This is a genomic window from Cupriavidus sp. 22TCCZM01-5, from assembly GCF_057798915.1.
On sequence record NZ_JBYOJR010000031.1, the window covers coordinates 1 to 18926 of the forward strand.

26 protein-coding genes and 1 pseudogene are annotated in these 18926 nt (G+C 65.1%); 1 reads left to right on the forward strand and 26 read right to left on the reverse strand.

Annotated elements, in window-relative coordinates:
• Window positions 1-213: 213 nt before the first annotated feature.
• A complete protein-coding gene (locus tag AC3FNH_RS24200; RefSeq protein ID WP_488721841.1) occupies window positions 214-657 on the reverse strand; it encodes a fumarate hydratase in 444 nt (147 codons plus the stop codon).
• A 4-nt stretch (window positions 658-661) separates the two neighbouring features.
• Here AC3FNH_RS24200 and AC3FNH_RS24205 point away from each other — a divergent pair, with 4 nt between their 5' ends.
• Window positions 662-946, forward strand: a complete 285-nt coding sequence (locus AC3FNH_RS24205) for an HPP family protein (RefSeq protein WP_488721842.1) — start codon at window positions 662-664, stop codon at window positions 944-946.
• Window positions 947-959: 13 nt separating this feature from the next.
• Here AC3FNH_RS24205 and AC3FNH_RS24210 read toward each other — a convergent pair.
• The 25 genes and pseudogenes from AC3FNH_RS24210 to AC3FNH_RS24330 all read right to left on the reverse strand — a co-directional run.
• Window positions 960-1118: pseudogene (locus tag AC3FNH_RS24210) on the reverse strand (IS630 family transposase); the annotation flags it as partial.
• 456 nt (window positions 1119-1574) lie between these two features.
• A complete protein-coding gene (locus tag AC3FNH_RS24215; protein ID WP_488721843.1) occupies window positions 1575-2006 on the reverse strand; it encodes a host attachment protein in 432 nt (143 codons plus the stop codon).
• 714 nt (window positions 2007-2720) lie between these two features.
• Window positions 2721-3122, reverse strand: coding sequence for a diguanylate cyclase domain-containing protein (locus AC3FNH_RS24220; protein ID WP_488721930.1), 402 nt, complete (start codon window positions 3120-3122; stop codon window positions 2721-2723).
• Window positions 3123-3406: 284 nt separating this feature from the next.
• Window positions 3407-4294: a cysteine synthase CysM gene (gene cysM, locus AC3FNH_RS24225; protein WP_488721844.1), complete on the reverse strand. Its 888-nt coding sequence runs from the start codon at window positions 4292-4294 to the stop codon at window positions 3407-3409.
• Between the two features lie 92 nt (window positions 4295-4386).
• The gene (locus AC3FNH_RS24230; protein WP_488721931.1) at window positions 4387-5193 is read right to left on the reverse strand and encodes a TOBE domain-containing protein; all 807 of its coding nucleotides are present in this window, start codon (window positions 5191-5193) and stop codon (window positions 4387-4389) included.
• Window positions 5194-5219: 26 nt separating this feature from the next.
• On the reverse strand, window positions 5220-5999 hold the full coding sequence (locus tag AC3FNH_RS24235; protein WP_488721932.1) for an ABC transporter ATP-binding protein: 780 nt from the start codon (window positions 5997-5999) through the stop codon (window positions 5220-5222).
• Between the two features lie 34 nt (window positions 6000-6033).
• The gene (gene modA, locus AC3FNH_RS24240) at window positions 6034-6786 is read right to left on the reverse strand and encodes a molybdate ABC transporter substrate-binding protein (protein ID WP_488721845.1); all 753 of its coding nucleotides are present in this window, start codon (window positions 6784-6786) and stop codon (window positions 6034-6036) included.
• 20 nt (window positions 6787-6806) lie between these two features.
• Window positions 6807-7490 (reverse strand): molybdate ABC transporter permease subunit, encoded by a 684-nt coding sequence (modB, locus tag AC3FNH_RS24245; RefSeq protein ID WP_488721846.1) that lies wholly within the window; start codon window positions 7488-7490, stop codon window positions 6807-6809.
• Window positions 7491-7566: 76 nt separating this feature from the next.
• A complete protein-coding gene (locus AC3FNH_RS24250; protein ID WP_488721847.1) occupies window positions 7567-8559 on the reverse strand; it encodes an LLM class flavin-dependent oxidoreductase in 993 nt (330 codons plus the stop codon).
• Window positions 8560-8608: 49 nt separating this feature from the next.
• Complete coding sequence (locus AC3FNH_RS24255) at window positions 8609-9148, reverse strand: hypothetical protein (protein WP_488721848.1); 540 nt, start codon at window positions 9146-9148, stop codon at window positions 8609-8611.
• 17 nt (window positions 9149-9165) lie between these two features.
• On the reverse strand, window positions 9166-9597 hold the full coding sequence (locus AC3FNH_RS24260) for a globin family protein (RefSeq protein WP_488721849.1): 432 nt from the start codon (window positions 9595-9597) through the stop codon (window positions 9166-9168).
• Window positions 9598-9903: 306 nt separating this feature from the next.
• The gene (locus AC3FNH_RS24265) at window positions 9904-10479 is read right to left on the reverse strand and encodes a nitrogen fixation protein NifQ (protein ID WP_488721850.1); all 576 of its coding nucleotides are present in this window, start codon (window positions 10477-10479) and stop codon (window positions 9904-9906) included.
• Between the two features lie 11 nt (window positions 10480-10490).
• Complete coding sequence (gene fdxB / locus AC3FNH_RS24270; protein WP_488721851.1) at window positions 10491-10799, reverse strand: ferredoxin III, nif-specific; 309 nt, start codon at window positions 10797-10799, stop codon at window positions 10491-10493.
• A gap of 15 nt (window positions 10800-10814) precedes the next feature.
• Window positions 10815-11012: a CCE_0567 family metalloprotein gene (locus tag AC3FNH_RS24275; RefSeq protein ID WP_488721852.1), complete on the reverse strand. Its 198-nt coding sequence runs from the start codon at window positions 11010-11012 to the stop codon at window positions 10815-10817.
• A gap of 47 nt (window positions 11013-11059) precedes the next feature.
• Window positions 11060-11551, reverse strand: coding sequence for a NifX-associated nitrogen fixation protein (locus AC3FNH_RS24280; RefSeq protein ID WP_488721853.1), 492 nt, complete (start codon window positions 11549-11551; stop codon window positions 11060-11062).
• Window positions 11544-11957, reverse strand: a complete 414-nt coding sequence (gene nifX, locus AC3FNH_RS24285; RefSeq protein ID WP_488721854.1) for a nitrogen fixation protein NifX — start codon at window positions 11955-11957, stop codon at window positions 11544-11546. Before nifX ends, AC3FNH_RS24280 begins: the two co-directional genes overlap by 8 nt.
• 19 nt (window positions 11958-11976) lie before the next feature.
• Window positions 11977-13365 carry a nitrogenase iron-molybdenum cofactor biosynthesis protein NifN gene (gene nifN, locus AC3FNH_RS24290; protein WP_488721855.1) on the reverse strand — a complete coding sequence of 463 codons (1389 nt, stop codon included), beginning with the start codon at window positions 13363-13365 and terminating at the stop codon, window positions 11977-11979.
• Window positions 13366-13383: 18 nt separating this feature from the next.
• Entirely contained in the window at window positions 13384-14877 is a 1494-nt protein-coding gene (gene nifE / locus AC3FNH_RS24295; RefSeq protein WP_488721856.1) for a nitrogenase iron-molybdenum cofactor biosynthesis protein NifE, read from the reverse strand.
• Window positions 14878-15121: 244 nt separating this feature from the next.
• Entirely contained in the window at window positions 15122-15931 is an 810-nt protein-coding gene (locus tag AC3FNH_RS24300) for a hypothetical protein (RefSeq protein ID WP_488721857.1), read from the reverse strand.
• A 33-nt stretch (window positions 15932-15964) separates the two neighbouring features.
• Window positions 15965-16876 (reverse strand): LLM class flavin-dependent oxidoreductase, encoded by a 912-nt coding sequence (locus tag AC3FNH_RS24305; protein WP_488721858.1) that lies wholly within the window; start codon window positions 16874-16876, stop codon window positions 15965-15967.
• Window positions 16877-16899: 23 nt separating this feature from the next.
• Window positions 16900-17259: a hypothetical protein gene (locus AC3FNH_RS24310; RefSeq protein WP_488721859.1), complete on the reverse strand. Its 360-nt coding sequence runs from the start codon at window positions 17257-17259 to the stop codon at window positions 16900-16902.
• Between the two features lie 6 nt (window positions 17260-17265).
• The gene (locus AC3FNH_RS24315; protein ID WP_488721860.1) at window positions 17266-17583 is read right to left on the reverse strand and encodes a hypothetical protein; all 318 of its coding nucleotides are present in this window, start codon (window positions 17581-17583) and stop codon (window positions 17266-17268) included.
• 37 nt (window positions 17584-17620) lie between these two features.
• A complete protein-coding gene (locus AC3FNH_RS24320) occupies window positions 17621-18100 on the reverse strand; it encodes a hypothetical protein (protein WP_488721861.1) in 480 nt (159 codons plus the stop codon).
• Between the two features lie 44 nt (window positions 18101-18144).
• Window positions 18145-18384 (reverse strand): hypothetical protein, encoded by a 240-nt coding sequence (locus AC3FNH_RS24325; protein ID WP_488721862.1) that lies wholly within the window; start codon window positions 18382-18384, stop codon window positions 18145-18147.
• Window positions 18385-18591: 207 nt separating this feature from the next.
• Entirely contained in the window at window positions 18592-18912 is a 321-nt protein-coding gene (locus AC3FNH_RS24330; protein WP_488721863.1) for a hypothetical protein, read from the reverse strand.
• Between the last annotated feature and the right edge of the window lie 14 nt (window positions 18913-18926).

Genomic DNA, 18926 nt, shown 5'->3' on the forward strand with positions numbered 1-18926 from the left:
AAAACCGAAATCATTGGCTTGTGCAACATCAAGCGCAAACCTCATTGATCAGCAGTTCCCTAGAGGCCCAATAAAACCACAAGAGGAATCGCTGTCGGCACCACGCGCAGCATTTACTTTCCCAGTCGATGCGGGGCGCAATGTAGAGAAATGCGCCCGCATCTTCGGCCTATCAACTGGGTGGCACCATCGCGTGCCAGCCGAGGCAATAAATCAGGCCGCCGATTCAGGCGAGGCTACCGGCGCAACCGCCTTCTTTGCCGGAGCCCGCTTTTTCGTGACGGCTTTCACTGCCTTTTCCGGAGCCGCCTTCTTCGCGGCGACCTTTTTGTCGGGCACCACCTTTTTTTCAGCGGGCTTCTTCGCAGCCACCTTGCCAGCCGTTGCCTTCTTTGCGCCGGTGGCCTTAGCCTTCTTTGCAGCCGCCTTGTCCTTGGCGGCCTGCTTTTCAAAACGAGCTGCAGCCTTTGCGGCTTCCGCCGCCTTGGCGATCTCACGCTTTGCTGCTTCGATCGCCTTCTTCGTGTCGGCGCGCAGCTTCAGCAGACGCTTCTTAGCGGCCTGCGCCTCGCGCGCGAGCACGCTGGCCTTCTTCGTCGGCACGGCAACCTTCTTTGCCGCAGGCTTGTTCGTGGCAACTGCTTTGAGCCGAGTCATGTGATTGAGTCCTTTTTTGGGTGATTTTTCGTTCGAAAGCGCCGAGTATAACCGCGCGAATGGCAAATGTAGCAGCGGTCTCAGTCTTGGCACCATTCTTCTCGCCGGCCTGGGCGCGATCGTCGCACTGAGCGCTGTTGGTGCGATGGGAGCATATACCGGACAGGCGTGGGTGCTCGGGTCTTTCGGCGCATCCAGTGTCCTGTTCTTTGTCTTTCCAAATGCGCCATTTTCCCGAACGCGCAACTTGCTCAGTGGCCATGCCCTGTCATCTCTGAGCGGACTATGATTTTTTTCACTGGCTAGTACGTCGAATCAGAAGAATTGGCGGTGATACGTCGTGTCGGATCGGGGTAGATCCACTTCAATGGCTTGGGATCCTTGTTGTACTGACGGATATAGCGCATGAGCTTCTTATCGAGGTCTTTGACCGAAGTGAAGACGCCGCGGCTGATCACGTCGGCAGGCGACCAAATTGGTCGAGGCGGTAACGGTATTCAAGCTGAGACATAATGGGCCAGAATCCAATTAGACAACACTTGGCAGAGGGGATTGGTTCGCTTTCGGATCGGCCCCTCATTTGTGTGACGTGACGTGTCCGACGTTACCTCGGTCTCGACCTGGCAAGGCTATGATCGGGCGCCACTCGGCCGGCCGGACCGCCTTGCGTGGTCTGTAGCCTCGGCCCATTCCCGGCGTATTGTCGATGTGGAGTACACCATCGAGCGAAGTGCGAATATGAGCGCCGTCGAGTAGACCCAACCCAGGCCAGACGGTCCGCCTCTTTCTATTGCGGCAACCTTTTCCCGACGCGGGATGGCCGGCGCGCCCGTGGATGCCCTTGGGAAATACGTGGAAAGTCGGCGGCGCGCCATCCCGGTGAGTCGGCATGGCGCGGCGTGGCAGAGGGACTGGGCTCAGCGGATGGCCAGGCGGCTCTGCACTTCGCGCGCGCCCAACCTGGACATGTCCTCGTTGATCTCCTCGAACACCACCTTCTGCACTTCCTTGCCCAAGTGCTCGCGCAGCATGCCAAGGAACTTCGGGGAGGCGGCCAGCTGCAGCTTGTCATAGCGCTGCTCGGTCCGCGCCTGCTCGAGATACTGGGTCAGCATGCGGGCGAACTCGTCTCGCTCCTTTTCGGCCTGATCGACTCGCGTCGCCATAGAATGCATGGGCTCGCCCTTGCCGGCAAAGCGCCCCTGCGCATCGTCGCGCAACTCCCCATCCTTGGCCCGACCTAGCGGATTGACAAAGTCCCGGATCTCTTCCATATCCCCTTCCATCCCATGTGCCTGGAAGATCCGCGCATGGCTGCTATCTGCGGCTAGCGTCCAGATTGTCGTCATAACTCGCTCCTTTTGTGATCACAGCAGCGATGTAACAAGGATAGGCCCGGGCCGCGCGATTGTGCCGGCAGCTTTGTAACGCCGGCATCGGGTCGAGCGGCATGATGGACCCATGCTGCTGTCAGTGACGGCGGTGCATCTCGGACGCCACCTCTCCCGGCAACCCGCTGCTCCGTAGTTGTCCATCGGGCGCGGACGTGTCCGAACGCGAAGGATGAAGCGGGCTTGGGGGGCGGTGCATTGCAGTTGGACGGGAATCAGGTCAAGCGGCAGAACCTCCAGCAGCACGTTGACGGTCAAACGATAGGACATCAACGCTGGAAACTTGAACTCGAGGTACCCACGTCGGTCATGTCTGTCGAACATGCCTTGGCTGGATCGAACTGTCTACTGCGCAGGTAAGCAGTAATCGAGCCCAAGCCCATGGAGACGAGCGACCACTGCAGCAGCCGCGTAGGAAGTCGAGGCCCAGTGAAAGTCCTCCGGAGACGCATGCCGCCTCCGCGGATGTGAGTGCCAGCCACCCCCATCATTGCCGACGCCCAGAATTCGACGCCGGTTGCGCAACCAAGCGCAAGCCCAATCAGGTAGACGCGCGCGTGGCGGAGAATTCCGGGCGCGAACTCAGCAAGGCTCGGGCATTGGCTATGGCAATCCGGATAGACCGCAGTGGAGCCACAAATAGACGGTGATATTCACTGCTGTGAACTTGGCTCAGCCTGCCTCAACACGGTTGCGCCCATCAGCCTTGGCGCGATACAGCGCCGAATCGGCCCGCGCCAGTAACTCATCAAGGGTCGCTTCCCCGGCCTCGATGCCGGCCAACCCCATGCTTACCGTGCAGGCGATTTTTCCCGCGGCTAGCTGCCGCAGAATCCGCTCCAACTGTTCCGTGCAGTCTGGCGCGCTCAGGTCGACCACAAGTAGTGCGCCGTCTGTCGACCGCAACAGGCTGGTGAGCTCAGGCTGCAGAAATTCGACTGAAACGGGCGGGAGGTCGACCAGTTGAAAAGCAATGTCCTCGAATGGCAACATGCCGGGAATCGGTAGTCTGGTCGGGTGGGGGTAGGGCTCGACCTCGTTGTGCGATCCTGTGAGCCTCGCGAGCCGCGGAATGTGACTATATCGCTAAGATGGCTTATCGGTATGGCATCCACCCGAGACGCATCCATAACGCTCATCACCTCAAGCGGGCATGGCATGCAATCCCCTTCAACCGGCGTGCCTATGCAGAAGCACGCTCGGCCATCCTTGAGCCGCTCCTGCCGGAGCGGAGTGTCAGCCCGCGGTTGAAGGTGAGCCTCTGATCGGCGGCGAGGGGGGGCGCGTGCTGCATTCAAACAGCGCTCCGCCCTCCCCGTGTTTTTCTGCCGCGATCCGTTGCGGATTCCAGGCAGCTTCTAGGCGGGGAACACGCCGGTGGACAAATAGCGATCACCCCGGTCGCAGACAATCGCGACGATGACGGCGTCGCGGAGTCCGCAAGCGAGCCGTAACGCGACCGCAATTGCGCCCCCCGACGAAATGCCTGCAAAGATGCCCTCTTCCGCCGCCAACCGGCGCGTCATCAATTCCGCTTCGGCCTGACCCACGGTTTCGATCCTGTCGATCCGTTCGGCTTCATAGAACTTCGGCAGATATTCGTCGGGCCACTTCCTGATCCCGGGGATCTGCGCCCCCGGCTCGGGCTGGCATCCGATGATCGAGATGCCCGGGTTCTTTTCCTTCAGGTAGCGCGACATGCCCATGATGGTTCCGGTCGTCCCCATGCTAGAGACGACGTGCGTCACGCGGCCCTGCGTATCGCGCCAGATCTCGGGCCCGGTGCCTTCGTAGTGTGCGAGAGGATTGTCGGGATTGGCGAACTGGTCAAGCATCACGCCCTCGCCGGCTGCACACATTGCCACAGTGCGATCTCGCGCTGCCTCCATGCCGCCAGAGGCCGGCGTCGATATGATGTGCGCGCCGAATGCGCGCATCGTTTGCAGGCGTTCCACGGACTGGTTCTCCGGCATCACCAGAATCATCCGGTAGCCGCGGATCGCCGCAGCCATTGCCAGCGCGATGCCGGTATTGCCCGAGGTCGCCTCGATCAGCGTGTCACCGGGCCGGATGCGCGCTGCCGCTTCAGCACGCGCGATCATCGACAGCGCGGCACGGTCCTTCACAGAGCCCGCTGGATTGTTGCCTTCCAGCTTCGCCAGCACCATGTTGCCCGTACCGACCGACAGGCGCTGTAGTTGCACGAGCGGCGTGTTGCCGATGAAATCGTCGAGGGTCTTGTACACGCTGCGCTCCAGTTGGTGTCAGTCGGCATTCAGAGCAAACGGTATGCCAACGGGAGCCGCAGACAAACGAGACAACGTGGCGCCCCGCTCCGTCACGACGCGGCGACTGCCAGCATCACCGAATACGCTTTGAACACTGCCGTTGCCGGCAGACCAACGGCGAGCGACAGGGCATCGACTGCATCATTCGTGACACTCGACGTCAGGTTCACGCCACCTGCGAGCGTCACGACGACGAGCGACGTCGTTGTGCCACGCTCGATCCGGGAGATCGTCCCGCTGAACTGGTTGCGCGCAGACAGCATATACCCGGCAAAATCAACCACCAGCGTGACGGCCGACGACTTGATCAGTACGATCGCCTCCTGGCCCTCCCTGAGCTTGAGCCGTTGTGCGGCGGCCGACGTCATTGAGGCGGTGATTTCCTCGTCGCCCGGTATCTTCACCGACACCTGGGTCGTGACCGGTCCGTCGTGGATCGCCGCGACGGTTCCGGCAAACTGGTTGCGAGCTGTGGTTTTCAGCGCAATTCTCCTGAGAAGGCCGGACAGTGCCGGCAATTGAACAAGCCAGGCTTCCTGCTCGCGCAGGAAACTCCGCGTGCGAGCCTGCATTTCCCGCCATGCGGATAGCAGTTCCCGCGTGGCGGGTGTGAGGCGCGTGCCGCCACCGCCCTTGCCTCCCGTCTCGCTTGTGAACAGCGGCTGGTTTGCAAGATTCGCGGCGCTCTCCAGCAGCAGCCATGCACCCTTGTAGCTATACCCGGCCACGCGTGCTGCGCGATTGATCGAACCCGTGTTGTCGATCGCTTCGAGCAGCGCAAAGAACCGTTCGTCGAGGCGCCCCGCGAGCCTGAGATCGCCACTGAGCAGTGTCGCATCGTCGTGCCTTGCGCCCATCTCCCGCATCCGGCCTCCGTCTTCCGTCAGTCGGCTGCCGACACGCGCAGCCATGCGCGGACGCGCTGTTCGTGCGGCGTTGGCTGCGGCACATCCCGGCGCCCACAATCGAGGTCGGTCGCAACGCCGCGCCGCACATCGATCTTGCGCACGGCCTGGCCCTGCTCGACCATGAATGCAATGTCGGCAAGTGCCGTCACATCGGCGACATCGTGCGTGATCATCACGGCGGGGATGTTCCATTCGCGGAGCACCTCATCGAGGTAGCGGCGCAAATCGTCGCGCAACGACGGGTCCAGCGCCGAGAACGGCTCGTCGAGCAGGAGCAGATCGGGCCGGCATGCGAGCGAGCGCGCCAGCGCGACGCGCTGGCGCTGCCCGCCAGACAGCCCGTCCGGCCGGCTGCGCGCGAGCGCGGCGAGACCGAAGCGCTCCAGCAGCTCTTCGACGCGCAGCCGCGCATCGTTCGACAGGCGGCGCCGATACCAGCGCGTGAGCCCAAACGCGACGTTCTCGTGCACCGAAAGATGTGGGAACAGCGCGTAATGCTGGAACACACAACCGATGCCGCGTTGCTCGGGCGGCACGTCGATCCCGCGCGCAGTGTCGCACAGCGTGCGGCCATTGACGCGCACGTGGCCTTGGCGCGGCGTCAGCAGTCCTGCGATGGTCCGCAGCGTCAGCGACTTACCTGCGCCGGACGGTCCGTAGAGCGCAACCACACGCGCATCCGACGCAAAGCGCATGGCGAGCGAAAAATGCCGTGCGCCATCCGACACCGCCGCATCGAAATCGACGTCGATCACCGGTGTGCCATCGCGGGTTCGGCCATGCATTGCGTCATGCATGTGCAAAGCCATATCGCTTCAGGATCGCCTGCGCGTCCGTGCCAAACAGATACGCGATGAACGCTTTTGCGAGCGCCGGCTCGCTGCTCCCACGGACGGCGACGACCGGATAGGTCACGGGATCGTGGTCGTCCACGGTCTGCACGATGGTTACCCGGTTCGGCATCAGCATCGCGTCGGTGCGGTAGACGAAGCCCGCCTCTGCCTCGGCGCGCGCAACGTAGTCGAGCACCTGCCGCACGGTGTCTGATTCCACGATCTTCGGCCCGAGCGCGCCCCACAGTTTCGCGCGCTCGAGCGCCTGCTGCGTGTAACGGCCACAAGGTACGGTCGAGACCTTGCCGATAGCGATCCGCCGCACCGCCGGGTCTGCGAGCGTGGCGAGTGTCTTCACGGGCGACGCCTGACCAGCCGGCACCACGAGCACCAGCGTGTTGGCCGCAAGCGTCCGTTTGGTTGCCGGATCGAAGATGCCCGCCTCGATGCCGCGCGCGACGGTCGCCTCGTCGGCGCTGATGAACACGTCAACCGGCGCGCCCATGCGGATCTGCTGCAACAGCGTGCCGGATGCGCCGAAGTTCAGGCGCACGCTCGCACCCGGATGCGCCGCCTCGAAGCGCGTGCCGATCTCCTTGAACGCATCGCTCAAGCTGGCGGCGGAGGACACGGTCAGTTGCTGCGCGAGTGCAAGCACTGGCGCGAGCACGCACAGCAGGCCGGCAGAGAATCGAACTATGGATTTCACGAAGCAGTCCTCCGGAAGAATCAGCGTAGTGTGAAAGAACGCCTGGACAGCACGAGCACTGCTATCGACAGTGCGGAAGTGACGCAGGCGAGGAAGAAGGCGGTACTGTCGCGGCCGTCCTGCATCGCGTCGTAAATGGCGAGCGACAGCGTCTGCGTCTGGCGCGGGATGTCGCCCGCGATCATCAGCGTCGCGCCGAATTCGCCCATCGCCCGCGCGAACGCGAGCAGCGAGCCGGCCAGGATCGCCGGCCAGGCCAGCGGCAGCGTGACGCGCACGAAGGTCGAGAACGGCGACTGCCGCAGCGTGCGCGCAGCCGCCTCAAGCGAGCCATCGACGCCGGCGAACGCGGCGCTCGCGGACTTCAGCACCAGCGGCAGCGCGACGATGGTGGACGCGAACACCGCGCCGTGCCAGTTGAATACGAACGTGTAGCCGAAATGCGCATATATCCAGTTGCCGAGCACGCTGCGCCGGCCCGCCACGATGAGAATCCCGTAGCCGATCACCGTCGGTGGCAGCACCAGCGGCAGCATGCAGGCCGCCTCGACAATGGTGTGCCCCGGAAAGCGGCGGCGCGCGAACAGCCAGCCGAGCGCGATGCCGGCGATCGATGCCAGCACAGTCGCAATGCCGGCGACTTTCAGCGACAGCACCAGCGGCGGCCAGTCGAAACCTTGTATGAAATCAGATAAATTCGACATTCCAGACAAACATTCGTTATGAATTGGGCTACATCATGGGCTGAGCAAGATGCAGGCCATCCAGCAGTAATGACGGTTATCCAGCGGTCAGGCCGAGATGCGCTGCGAGCCGTGTGAGCGCCCTGCGCGCATGTTCGAAATCGTGCGCGGCAGGCTTGAGCAGCAGCCGGTGCGGCCCGAGCAGCGTGGCAAGCCGGCGGAGCTGCGCCGCGCAGCTTGTCGGGTCGCCGAACACCGCGTTGGCGGCGATCTTGACGTCGCTTGCATCGGGCTCGAACATCGGCGGCAGCTTGCCAGGCGGAAACTGCGCCTGCATGAGGTGCGGATATTCGCGTGCGCCTGCGACACCCGTGGCGACCGCGCGGCGATCGTCATCCTCGCAATGAAAGAAGCGGATGATGGCGAACGGCAGATCGGGGCGGTGCGCGCGTTCGGCGCTCACCTGTCTGGCGACCATTTCTAGCGGCGCAGCGGGCGTTGCCATCAAGCCGAATCCCTGCGCAGCCGCCAGCCGCCACGCTTCGTCGCTCAGGCTTGCGAGCCAGACGGGCACGGGCTGTTGCAGCGGGCGCGGATGGATCGCAATGTCGTCATACCGGAAGAAGCTGCCGTCGAACCGTGTGGACGGTTCGTTCCACAACCGGCGCACCAGTTCCAGCGCCTCGAAGGTCCGCTCGCGTGCGGCGTCTGCAGACGCAATGCCGGTAAGCCGGTACTGGACCGGAAACGGGCCGCCGCGCGCGACGCCAAATTCGATGCGCCCGCCGCTCAGCAGATCGAGCGTTGCAACGTCTTCCGCGACCCGCACCGGGTCATTCAGCGCGAGCAGCGACGCCCCTGTGCCGAGCCGGATGCGCGACGTGCGCGCGGCGATCTGAGCGAGCAGCACGGTCGGCGCGCTGCCGATGGCGAAGTGGCTGTAGTGATGCTCGGCGAGCCAGACGTCCTGAAACCCGAGCGCTTCGGCAAGGACGCCCAGTTCGATCGTCTGTTCGAGCGCGGCGCGCTCGTCGCCGTGCGGGTTTTCGACGTTGAGGAAGACGCCGAGGCGAGGGAATGAGGTCGTCATGTCGGGTTCACAGAGTGTGGAAGGAAGAACGGAACGGCGCGCCGCGCAGTCAGCCGTGATGCAGGCACCGGCGCGACGGGAGCGCAGCGCACCGCGTCGCGCGCAGCGCTCTCAACACACCGGTGACGAAACTGGCGACGCTCGACGTGCGCAACGCGAGCCACCGCACGCGCTGACGCGCACAGTGCGCGCGCAGCGCGGCGAGCGACTCGGGATCGATCGTGTCGAGCGGTACCAGCACGGCGTCGGCCCGCCGCAGTAGCGATGCGAATTGCTTCGACCGCGCGCCGCCATCGTCGTCGATCAGCGCGACGTGATGGACGAACTCGCCGCCCGCCGCGCGCAGCCACGCGCGCAACGCCGCATTGCTACTCGGCCGTCCGCCGACGTAGACGACGCGGCGGCCGATCAGCGCCGCCATCAGCAGGTCGCCATCGAGCAGCACCCGCTCGACCGCCTGCAACTCGTGTGCAAGGCTTGCCGCGTGCGCGCGAACGTGCTCAAGACGCCCGTCAAGCTCGTCCGCCGGCCGGATCGATGCCGGTTCGCCCGGCACGGCGCCCGCTATGACGCGCGAGACGTCGCGCATGGTCGGCCCCTGCACGGTCAGCGCGCGCCGGGGCGGCGATTGCCCGGCGTATCGGGCTGCCTGGGCCACGTCGCAAACCAGCTTCGCACGGTGTCATACGAATAGCGGGTCAGGTGGCCATGGCGCGCATGCGGCGCGAGTAACTGCACGGACAGCGGCTCCGCCCACCCCCAGAAATCGGCACGCAGCGTGTTCGGCAAGTCGACATCGTCGAACGCGTGCCACAGTTGCACAAGCCAAAGCTCCCGTCCTTCCTCGTCGAGCAGCAGCGGCAAGCCCGCGCCCGCCTGCAAATGGGAATGACGCTGGCTGAAATAGAGCGGGCCGCCGCACGATTCGACGATAAAATCTTCTACCCGCTCGACGATGCAATTGAAGCAGTCGCCCGCGCGCGCAAACAGCGGCGTCGTCTTCAGGCGCTGCATGTGATGTCTGACCAGTTCGCGCAAGCCGGCTTCTGTGCAGACCGCGAGCAGGCGGTGAGGCGGCGCGGGCAGTGGCGGGCAGACCCTTGCGCCGAGTGTGTCGCCCCGCTCGTGCGGGAAAGGCGCCACGGGCCATTGCAGCGTCCGGTAGCAAGCGCGGGTGCACGGCGTCCAGCGTGCGCGATGCGGAGTCTTTGAAGTCGAGTCCATGATCGTGTTCTATTCGTGATTCTGATCAACAGGCTGTGTACTTGCCTACATAACGGTTCAAGCAAAAGGACCCAATCCGCGCCACGCGCTGGAAGTGCCCGCACCCTCTTCCTCATTGCGCTATTCGGCTCCGAAGCAAAGCGCGTAATCCGAGCAGGCGCCGCAACTGGGCGCCTTGCAGACATACAATCCTTCGCGCTCGCATAGCTGCTTGTAGAAGAACTTCTTCCACTTCATGTCGTTCACGTTCTTCGCGGCGAGCCGTGGAAACCAGTGCGCGATCAGCGCGGAGAGTTCGCGTCGGGACGGCAGCGCCAAGTCTTGCCACAAGTGGTTCTTGCCGAAGCAGGCGCTGGCCAGCAGACGTGCGACGCAGCGCGTCTCGTCCGGCGTGCCTGCGCGCGGGTCGGCGTGTTCGACGAAGAGCGTGACGAGATCGTCGAACTCGTCGTACCCGTCGCGGTGCCGCGAACAAGGCCCTGGCACGAGGGACGAGGCGTCTGCCGCCAGCGCGAGCGCTGCGCCGGGGAACCAGCGGTCCAGCACGCGGCGCGTATCGCGCACGTCGAGGCCGTCGATCGGCTGCGCGTGCACGCCATCACGCTCGAAGGCTGCCGAGAACGCGCACGCGAACGCGAGCACGGTCGGATCCCGCGCATCCACAGCGCAACGCATCAGGACCGAGCGCGCGTCCACGGCCATCTCCGTCAGACCTGCGCCGCTGCGTGCGTGTAGCACTTCTTCGGGCAGATCTTTGCGCAGGCGGTGCAGCCGATGCACATTTCCTGGTGTGCGATCGTCATGACCTTCTTCTCATACTCGTCATCTTCATCGTCATCACCTGTGAGCGCGATGTGCTCGCCATCCTCGTCGAGGCCGACCAGCTCAAGCACGCCGCGCGGGCACACCCGGAAGCAGCGGCCGCAGCCGATGCACTTCTCTTCGTCGAGCGTGGACACGAACGTCGGGGTCCAGGTTTCTCCGCTCGGAAGTTTTACGTTGAAGGTATTGCTCATCGTGCATCTCCCTGATCAGGCCGCGGCCGCAGCCGCCTTGCGGGCCTCCATCAGTGCAGCATGCGCCTCGTGGCAGCGCTGCGCGACGAACAGGATCTGCTCCCAGTTGGTCGGCAGTTCCTCGGACAGGTCGTGCAGATCCATCTTGGCCTGCGTTGCCTGCGCGTTGAGTTTTTTCAGGCGCGCTTTCAGTTCCTCGGCGTCGGTCGTCATCGTTGTATTCCTCGTCTCGTGTCAGGCATCCGCTATCCGTGATCTGTTCAGGCGCCATACTGCGCGACGGCCGGATACGCGCGGATCATCTCGATCGCCTCGCTGAGAAATTTGCCGCCCGCTTCCGCAAGCTTGGCGAGCGACGGGAAGCCGAAGCGGTGCACGTCGCGCAGCTGCTTGTTGACCACGACGAGACGCCCCGCTATCAACACCATGCGCCCGAAACCCTCGTGGCTCATCTTCATCATCGGCGACACCATCTGCTTGGTCTCGCGCTCGATCGCAACCGCGATCGCGGCGTAGAACAGTTCGAGCCGCCACAGTGTCTCGGGGTCCGGGTCGCCCATGATCGGAATCGCGCGACGCTCCTCGGGCGTCAGGATGTAGGGCTTCAGCAGTTGCAGGTCGCTTTTCTTCTCCCAGGTGCCGTGGGTGTCCTGCGCGCGCAGTTGCTTGATCAACTGCTGAACGAACGGCGTTGCGAGCAGCGCTTCGTCGCTGGCTTCGTCCTGGGTGGTTTCAATGATGGCGTCAGCCATGAGATACCTCGTCGTCTTCAAAATCGTATGACCGCTCGCTGTCTTTGGCGAGCGCCTTGCGCAGCCATGGCGGCGGCGTTCCTTTGAGGACCTCTTGCAGCTTCGCCAGGATCCCGTCGATGGCTTCCGGCTGCGGCACCTTGATCGGATGGATCTTCAGCGCGACCACGCGCGCCGCACCCGAGCCGCCGATGGCGGCGACGTACAGGATCGCGCAGTCCTTGACCGCCTCCAGCTTCGGCGCGAGCTTGTCTTCGTCGCCGTCTTCTTCGAGCTTGCCGCCGAACTCGAATGCCTCGACGAAGTTGTACCCGTCGGCTGTCACGTCGTAGGTGACGATGCTCTTCGCCCAGCCGAAGTGCGCATCGACGTGCTGCTTGTCCTGGGTCGCAAACGCGACTTTCATGTCGTGAGCTCCTGTTTGATTAAGGTTGAGCGACGATCGGAATGTCAAGCGTGCGCGCGGGGTCCCGTGCCGCCAGATCGATCGCCTCCGGAGGCAGCGGCCAGTCGCTGGAATGGTGATGCGGAATCTGCTCGATCATCAGGTTCGCTATCTCGAAGATCAGGTTCATCGTGCCGCGATAGCCGACCTGGCAGCGGTGTGCATTGCCGATCCGGTCGAACACAGGAAAGCCGATCCGCAGCAGCGGCTTGCTCAGCCGCTCCGCCATCTGCCGGCCGTGCGAATGCGTGATCAGCAGATCGCAGTCCGCGGCGCCCAGCTCCATGTCCTCCAGATCGCCGAGCGTCACCTGTTGCGCGGGCAGCAGCGCGTGCGCGGGCGATGCGGTGGGGCTGACGCAGCAGGTCAGTTCCGCGCCCATCTCGTGCAGCAGTCCGCCGATCGCGAGCAGCAGGTCCGGCTCCGCGCCGAGCGCGACGCGGACGCCGCCGGTGTAGAAATGGCCGTCGAGCATCGCGTCGAGCAACTGGCTGCGCTGCCGCCGGTAGCGGTCCGGCACCGGCCGGCCGCTGAGCGCCGCGAGCCGCGTCAGCAGGCGGTCGTTCGGCTCGATGCCGGTGAGCCGCTCGAACAACTCGAACGGCGCGCCGCTGATCTCCTGCAGCGCCTCGGCCGCGGTCCGGCTCTGCATGCCGACGCCAATCGTGAACGCCGACGCACCGGCCGCGCGGATCTGTTCGAGCGTGGTGCCGCCGAGCGTGGTGCCGCGCCAGTCCGGTGCGATATGGCCGTCGAGCGAGCCGGACAGATCGGGCAACACCACCACATCGAGACCGAACGCGGCAATCATGTCGCGCAGCTCCTCGATGTCGGCCGGCGACAGATGGCTGCCCGGCAGTAGTGTGATCTGCCGCGGATTCGCGGGCAGCGGCTTCACCAGCGCGCGGACGATTCCCGCGACCGCGAGCCGGTAGCCGTCCTCGAAGCCGCCGACGTAATCGGGCGTCGAGACGTAGACGATCTCGGTGTCGTCGAGTTCTGGCTTGCGCTTGCGCACCATCTGCAGATAGCCGTCGACGTCGTCCCCCTTGGTTTCGGTCAGCCCGGTCGAGCAGATCGCGATCAGCTTTGGCGCCGCGCGCTTGCGGATGTTCAGCAGCGCCGTCTCGATGTTCTCGTAACCGCCGAGGATCGTCGTGACCTCGTTCATCGCGGTGGTCTGCAGCGGGATCGCTTCCTTGAAGTGCCGCACCAGCAGCACCAGGCCGAACGACGTGCAGCCCTGCGAGCCGTGCATCACCGGCATGCATGCGTCGAGCCCCATGAACGCGTAGCTCGCACCGAGCGGCGCGCTCATCTTGAGCGGATTGACCGTGCAGGCCTTTTTCGAATCGACGACGTCAGCCATCGTGCTCTCCGTGACGGATCAGGCCACCACGGCCGGTTCGAGACCCATCGCCCACGCATGCACGACGGTCGGCATCGGCGCGGGCGCCGCGGCGGCCGCGGCCTGCACCGCGCCGAGCGTGTCGCCGTCGTCGCCCCACGGCGCCGGAATCCGCACCTGCTGCCACACCGGGTTGTAGATCGCGCGGTCGATCTCGTGCACCAGCTCGACCATCCCCTCGTAGCCGGCGTACGGATGGTGGCGCTCCTGGTTGATGTCGAGCCACGGCATCCGCGCCTTCAGCGCAACGAACTGCGAGCGGCCGCCCGACAGCATGATGTCCGCCTTCGCGTCGCGCAGCAGGTTGTACATCTCGCGCGGCGTCATGTCGTCGATCATGTGCGCGTCTTCGCCCATCAGTTCCTTTATGCGCTCCTTGTCTTCCTTCGTGCTCTTCTTGGTGCTGGTGCCGACGATCTCCATCCCTGCTTCCTGCAGCGCCGCGACCACCGACCACGACTTCACACCGCCGGTGATCAGGAGCACGCGCTTGCCGGTCAGACGTTCCTTGTAGCGCGCGATGCGCTGCCACGCGCGCGCCTCCTCGACCTCGATCAGCGCCTCGGTGCGGCCGATCAGGTCGCCGGGCGCGCCCTGCTGCACCAGCAACTTCGCGATCTGGCGCAGCGTGTCGCTCGTGTCGCCGATCCCGTAGAACGAGCCTTCGAAGTACGGGATCCCATAGCGCTGCTGCATCCGCGTCGCGATGTTGATCATCGACTTCGAGCACACCATCATGTTGACCTTCGCGCAATGGGAACTCGCGACCTCGTTGTAGCGGCCGTCGCCGGAGATGCACGATAGGATCCGCACGCCGAGCGCATCGAGCAGCGGCTTGATCTGCCACAGCTCGCCGGACAGGTTGTACTCGCCGATGATGTTGATGTCGTACGGTGTCGTGTACTCGGGCTCGCGCGTGCCGATCACATAGTCGAGGATCGCCTCGCCGCCGAGCTTGTTGCCGAGGTTCTTCGGCCCCGCGAAGCCGGGCGAGTTGACCGGGATCACCGGCTTGCCGAACTTCTCGGACGCACGCTTGCAGACCGCCTCGATGTCATCGCCGATCAGCGCGGTCACGCAGGTTTGGTAGACGAACACGGCGGGCGGATCGTATTTCTCGATGATCTCGCGCACGCTCTTGAACAGCCGCTTCTCGCCGCCGTACACGACGTCGAGCTCGTTGATGTCGGTCGTGAAGCCGGTGCGGTACAGGTGCGAGCCGGACGACGCCGAGTGCCGGTTGTCCCACGAATTGCCTTCGCACGCGATTGGGCCGTGCACCAGATGCGCGACGTCGACGATCGGCTGCAGCGCGATCTTCGCACCGTCGAATGCGCAGCCGCCGGCAGCCGCGCCGGGCGACAGCTGCTTCGTGCAGCCCTTCTTGCGTTCCTTCTCGCTCTTGCCCTGGTTCTTGTCGCAACCCGGTTCGTCGAACACTTCGGCAATCTTGGCTTTCAGCGACGCGGACATGGCGGGCTCCTCATGGGATCGGGTATGGGCCTAGCCGCAAGTTCCGTACCACGCGCCAAAGCCGCATGAACACAGCGTCGGGCGATTTGCCGGAGGGCAGGCGATGTCGGCATCGAGACGCCCCTTGGCCGATTTGAACGGAACGCGACAATGGGCGGCATGCGGTTGAGCGTACCAATGCAGACAATCCGGACAGGTCCGGCGACCCACAGCAGACTCAGGCCACCCACGGGCATGCGCCGCTTCAAGCGCGCTTGCGCCCGAGTCCGGCGGCGCGCGCGATTGCCTCGGCGCGCGTGCCGAGCAGATCGCCGGACGCTGGCACGGCCAGGTAAGCCGCGAGCGCGCGGCGCAACAGGCCGGCCTTCGGGTAGTCGGCGCGGTCATGCCCGGGATATGCGGCGAAATCGCACGCGCAGACGAGCAGCAACAGCTCGAATCGCTGTGCGTGCGATTCGGCATGCACGCGTTCCAGCAGCGCCGCGACTGCGCCCGCGTGCATGTCAGTCGCGCGATGCACGCGATCGACCTCGGCGATGGCGAGCGCTGCGAGATCGGCCACCGGCGCTGACAACGCAATGCGTTCAACAATCGCATCGAGCAGCACCTGTCCGCGCCTCTCGTGCCCCGGATGGCTCGGCCAGCACTCGGCGCGCGTGCCGCCCATACCGATCTTGTGGAGCAGCGCGGCGATCCGCACCTCGAGTGGCGCACGGCGGCGCGCCGCCTCGGCAAGCACGCGCATCTGGTGCTCGCCGACATCCACCGGCTCCGCGCCATTCGAGATCAGCGGTACGCCGAACAGCGCATCCACCTCGGGCAGCAAGCGACGCAGCCCGCCGCAGTCGCGCAGCGTGCGAAAGAATCCGACCGGATAAGGCGCCATCAGCGCGCGGGCCAGCACCTGAGCGCGTTGCGCGGGCGTCAGGCGCTCGATTGCCTCGCGCTGTACCGCGCAGACCATCTGCGCGAGCGCGGCCGCGTTGAGCAAGGCCGCCTCGGTCTGTGCCGCCGCAAGCGCGCCGCGCACCAGTTCCTGAGACGGCATCGTCATCGCGCGCCGCCTTGCGATGCCTGGCTGCGCATCTCAGTCATCCAGTAGCGGCAGCACTTCGTCCATGACGTCCGCGAGAATGTGCTTTGCTGCATCGAAATTCGCGCTGGTCGGCACAATTACGATGCCATGCAGGCCGAACCGCGTGGCCACGCTGCGCATCTGGGCGGCCACGTCTGCGTAGCTGCCGATCAGCGACCGTTCGATCAGCGCGTCGATTGCGCTGCCATCCGCGCCTATGCGCGCCTCCAGATAGGGGCGCGCGATCGCCAATGCTTCGTCGCGTGTCGCGGCAGGACATGCGTAGCAGGTCAGCAACGTCTGTGTATCGCGGGCCTGCCCGCTTTGCGATGCCGCCGCCGAGTAGTGCGCCACGAGCGGCTCCACCGCATCGAGCGGCAGCGACGGCGGCAGCCACAGGCCAAGCCCGCGGGCCGCTGCGTGGCACGCGGCGTCCATGTCGTCGGTCATTGCCCAGGCCGGCGGATTCGCGCCGGACGGCCGCGGTGCGAGATCGACGGGCGCGGCCGCAATGCGCGCGCGCAACGCGGCGAACGTATCGACTGCTGACACGATACCGCGCTCTGCGGCATGCGGCGCTGCCATGCCCGGGTCGTGCAGCACGGCATCCACGGCGCTCGCCAGACGCCCCCGGCTCAGCAGTTCGACCGTGGAAAGATCCTCGGCGAGCTGGGCCGCGTCGCGCTCTTCCGGTTGCAGCACCGCGCCGATCCGTGCCTTCGACGTGACGCCCGCCAGGTGTCCGAGCAAGGCCGTCACGGCGCCCGTTGGGCGCAGCCGGTCGCCGTGGCGCTCGATCACCCAGATGTCGTCGTAGCCCATCCGATCTGCTTCGCGCACCAGCACGAACTGCCGGATCAGCGCGCGGCCGTCTTCGTCGGTCGGGTTGTCGAACAGGCAAAGGGTGCCAATGCGCAGCTTCATCGGAGTGCTCCTGCGTCGCCGTCTCAATAACCGAACTTGAACCAGACCGGCTCGCGCCGGCGTAGTTCTCCGAACAACATCAGCGTGGCCGGCAGCAGTGCACTCAGCCCGTACCACACCTCTTCGCGGCGCGGCGTGCGGCCCTGTTCGAGCGCTTCGCGTACCGCATGCCAGCCTTGCCAATCGATCTTAGCGAGCCGCGTGCGCACCGCTGGCGGCAGATGCTCGAGCGTCTGCGCGATCACCAGCAGCAGGCGCTCGATGCGCGCGAGCGTGTTGCGGCTGGCAAACAGTTCATGTTCGCCCTGCATTTCGGCGAGCAACGCATTGATCGCCAGCGCGCTGCTTTCGACGATGCCCATCTGCATCGATGCCAGCATCATCGCCTCCTATGCCGTGAGGGCGGGGTCGAGGCCGTGGAACATCGCGCAGCGCAGGAACACGTCGCGCGTTGGCTCGGCCTGTTTGTGAAACGCACCGTCTGCGAAACGATGCCGCAGCGCGCGCAATTGCGACGCGCGCCGCCGGCCGCGCGCGCTGCCGTCTTCATCGTGCAATTGCGCGAGCCGCTCCAACGCCGCCGGCTCGACCTGATGCAGCGACACTTCTGCGTGCGCGCCGAAGCGCAGTTGATCGACGCATGCCGCGAGCACGGGAAACTCGCCCGCAAGCGCGTGGACCTGGGCCCTGTCGATACGCAGCTTCATCGTACCGGTCCTTCCGTTGTCAGCATTGCCGATGTTGTCAGTTGTCGTCGGCGAGCACTTCAAGCGCGACGAGCTGCTCGTACAGCGCGCGGCGCCGGTGCCAGTTCGCTTCGCCAGCAAGGCGCGCATCCGCACCCTCGAATGCCGCGAGGGCCGCCTCGTCGCTGAAGTACACGATGCATTCGCCCCGTGCGGCGAGTGCCGCGGCGGCTGCGTCGCGCGGCGCAACTGGCTCGGGCCCGCACATGCCGCGGCCGAGCAGGTAATCGGCGCGATACAGCGTGGTGTCCCAGCCGTGCGCGTCGCCGAGTGCGCACAACGCCGGAAATTGCGCGCGCGTGCCGGCATCCGGTTCTGCGCCGTCGAATTCGATCAGTTCGCGCGCGGTCAGCGTGTCGTGGATTTCCTCGGCAGACAGCGGGTCCGACGCCGCGACCTTGCGCATGAAGTCGGCTTCGTCGTATGCAAACCAAGCCTGTGGGCTGGTGCCTTCCGGCAATTCGATCACGTAAATCACGAAGCCGCTCCCCGCGCCGCGCGCACTGTCAAATCGTCAAACCATCAAAGAGCTTCCTGAGGATCCTGCATCAGCGTGCTGCGAAAGCCGACCGCTTCCGGCGCGACCAGCTCGGCCCTGCCGAACTCGCCGCACTTGACGCAGCGGCCCAGCACAGTAAACCCTTGCTTGCTGCACATCGCATCCTTGCTCTGGCGGCAACCGACGTTGCCGCAGGCGCAGCGGTACAGACTGCCATTGCAGAGCAGGCTATAGCCGTTGCGCGTTCCATCACAGCGAATCATGATCCGATCTCCCCATCGAAGCGGGCACGTGCCTCACGCAGCGCCCTTCCATCCAATTTCCGTCACGTGGCCCGTTCGCTCCAGTGTCTGAAGAAAACCGCCCCGGACCGGCGGCCGTAACAACTCGCGTGGCCAGAATGCCCTGCCAGCCTCGCGCGGCGATTCCCTCGTCGTCGGCCAGGCGACCCACGCCAACGGAGCCCAGCGTCATTCCACGCCGTCGGCCGCAGTCTTGGCCCAGACCGCGAGCCGGATGCGCTGTTCGATCGCGGCCGGGCTAGCGTCGAATTCGCGCTGTGAGGCCGTCATCGCGCCCTGTGCGATCGCGGTCTCCTCGTGCGTGAGCGGCAGGCGCCCCGCAACATGCGTTGCGCCCGGCACCAAATGCACGATGGCCTGACGGTTCGGGTGCTCGAGCAAGGGCACGAGATGATCCGCCTCGCGCGCGCCGGCCAGGCAGACCCAGCCGTCGATCACTTCGACCTTGCGGCCGTCTTCCGTCGTCTTGACGAGCACCCGATCCGTCATTGCCGCCTCCCCGT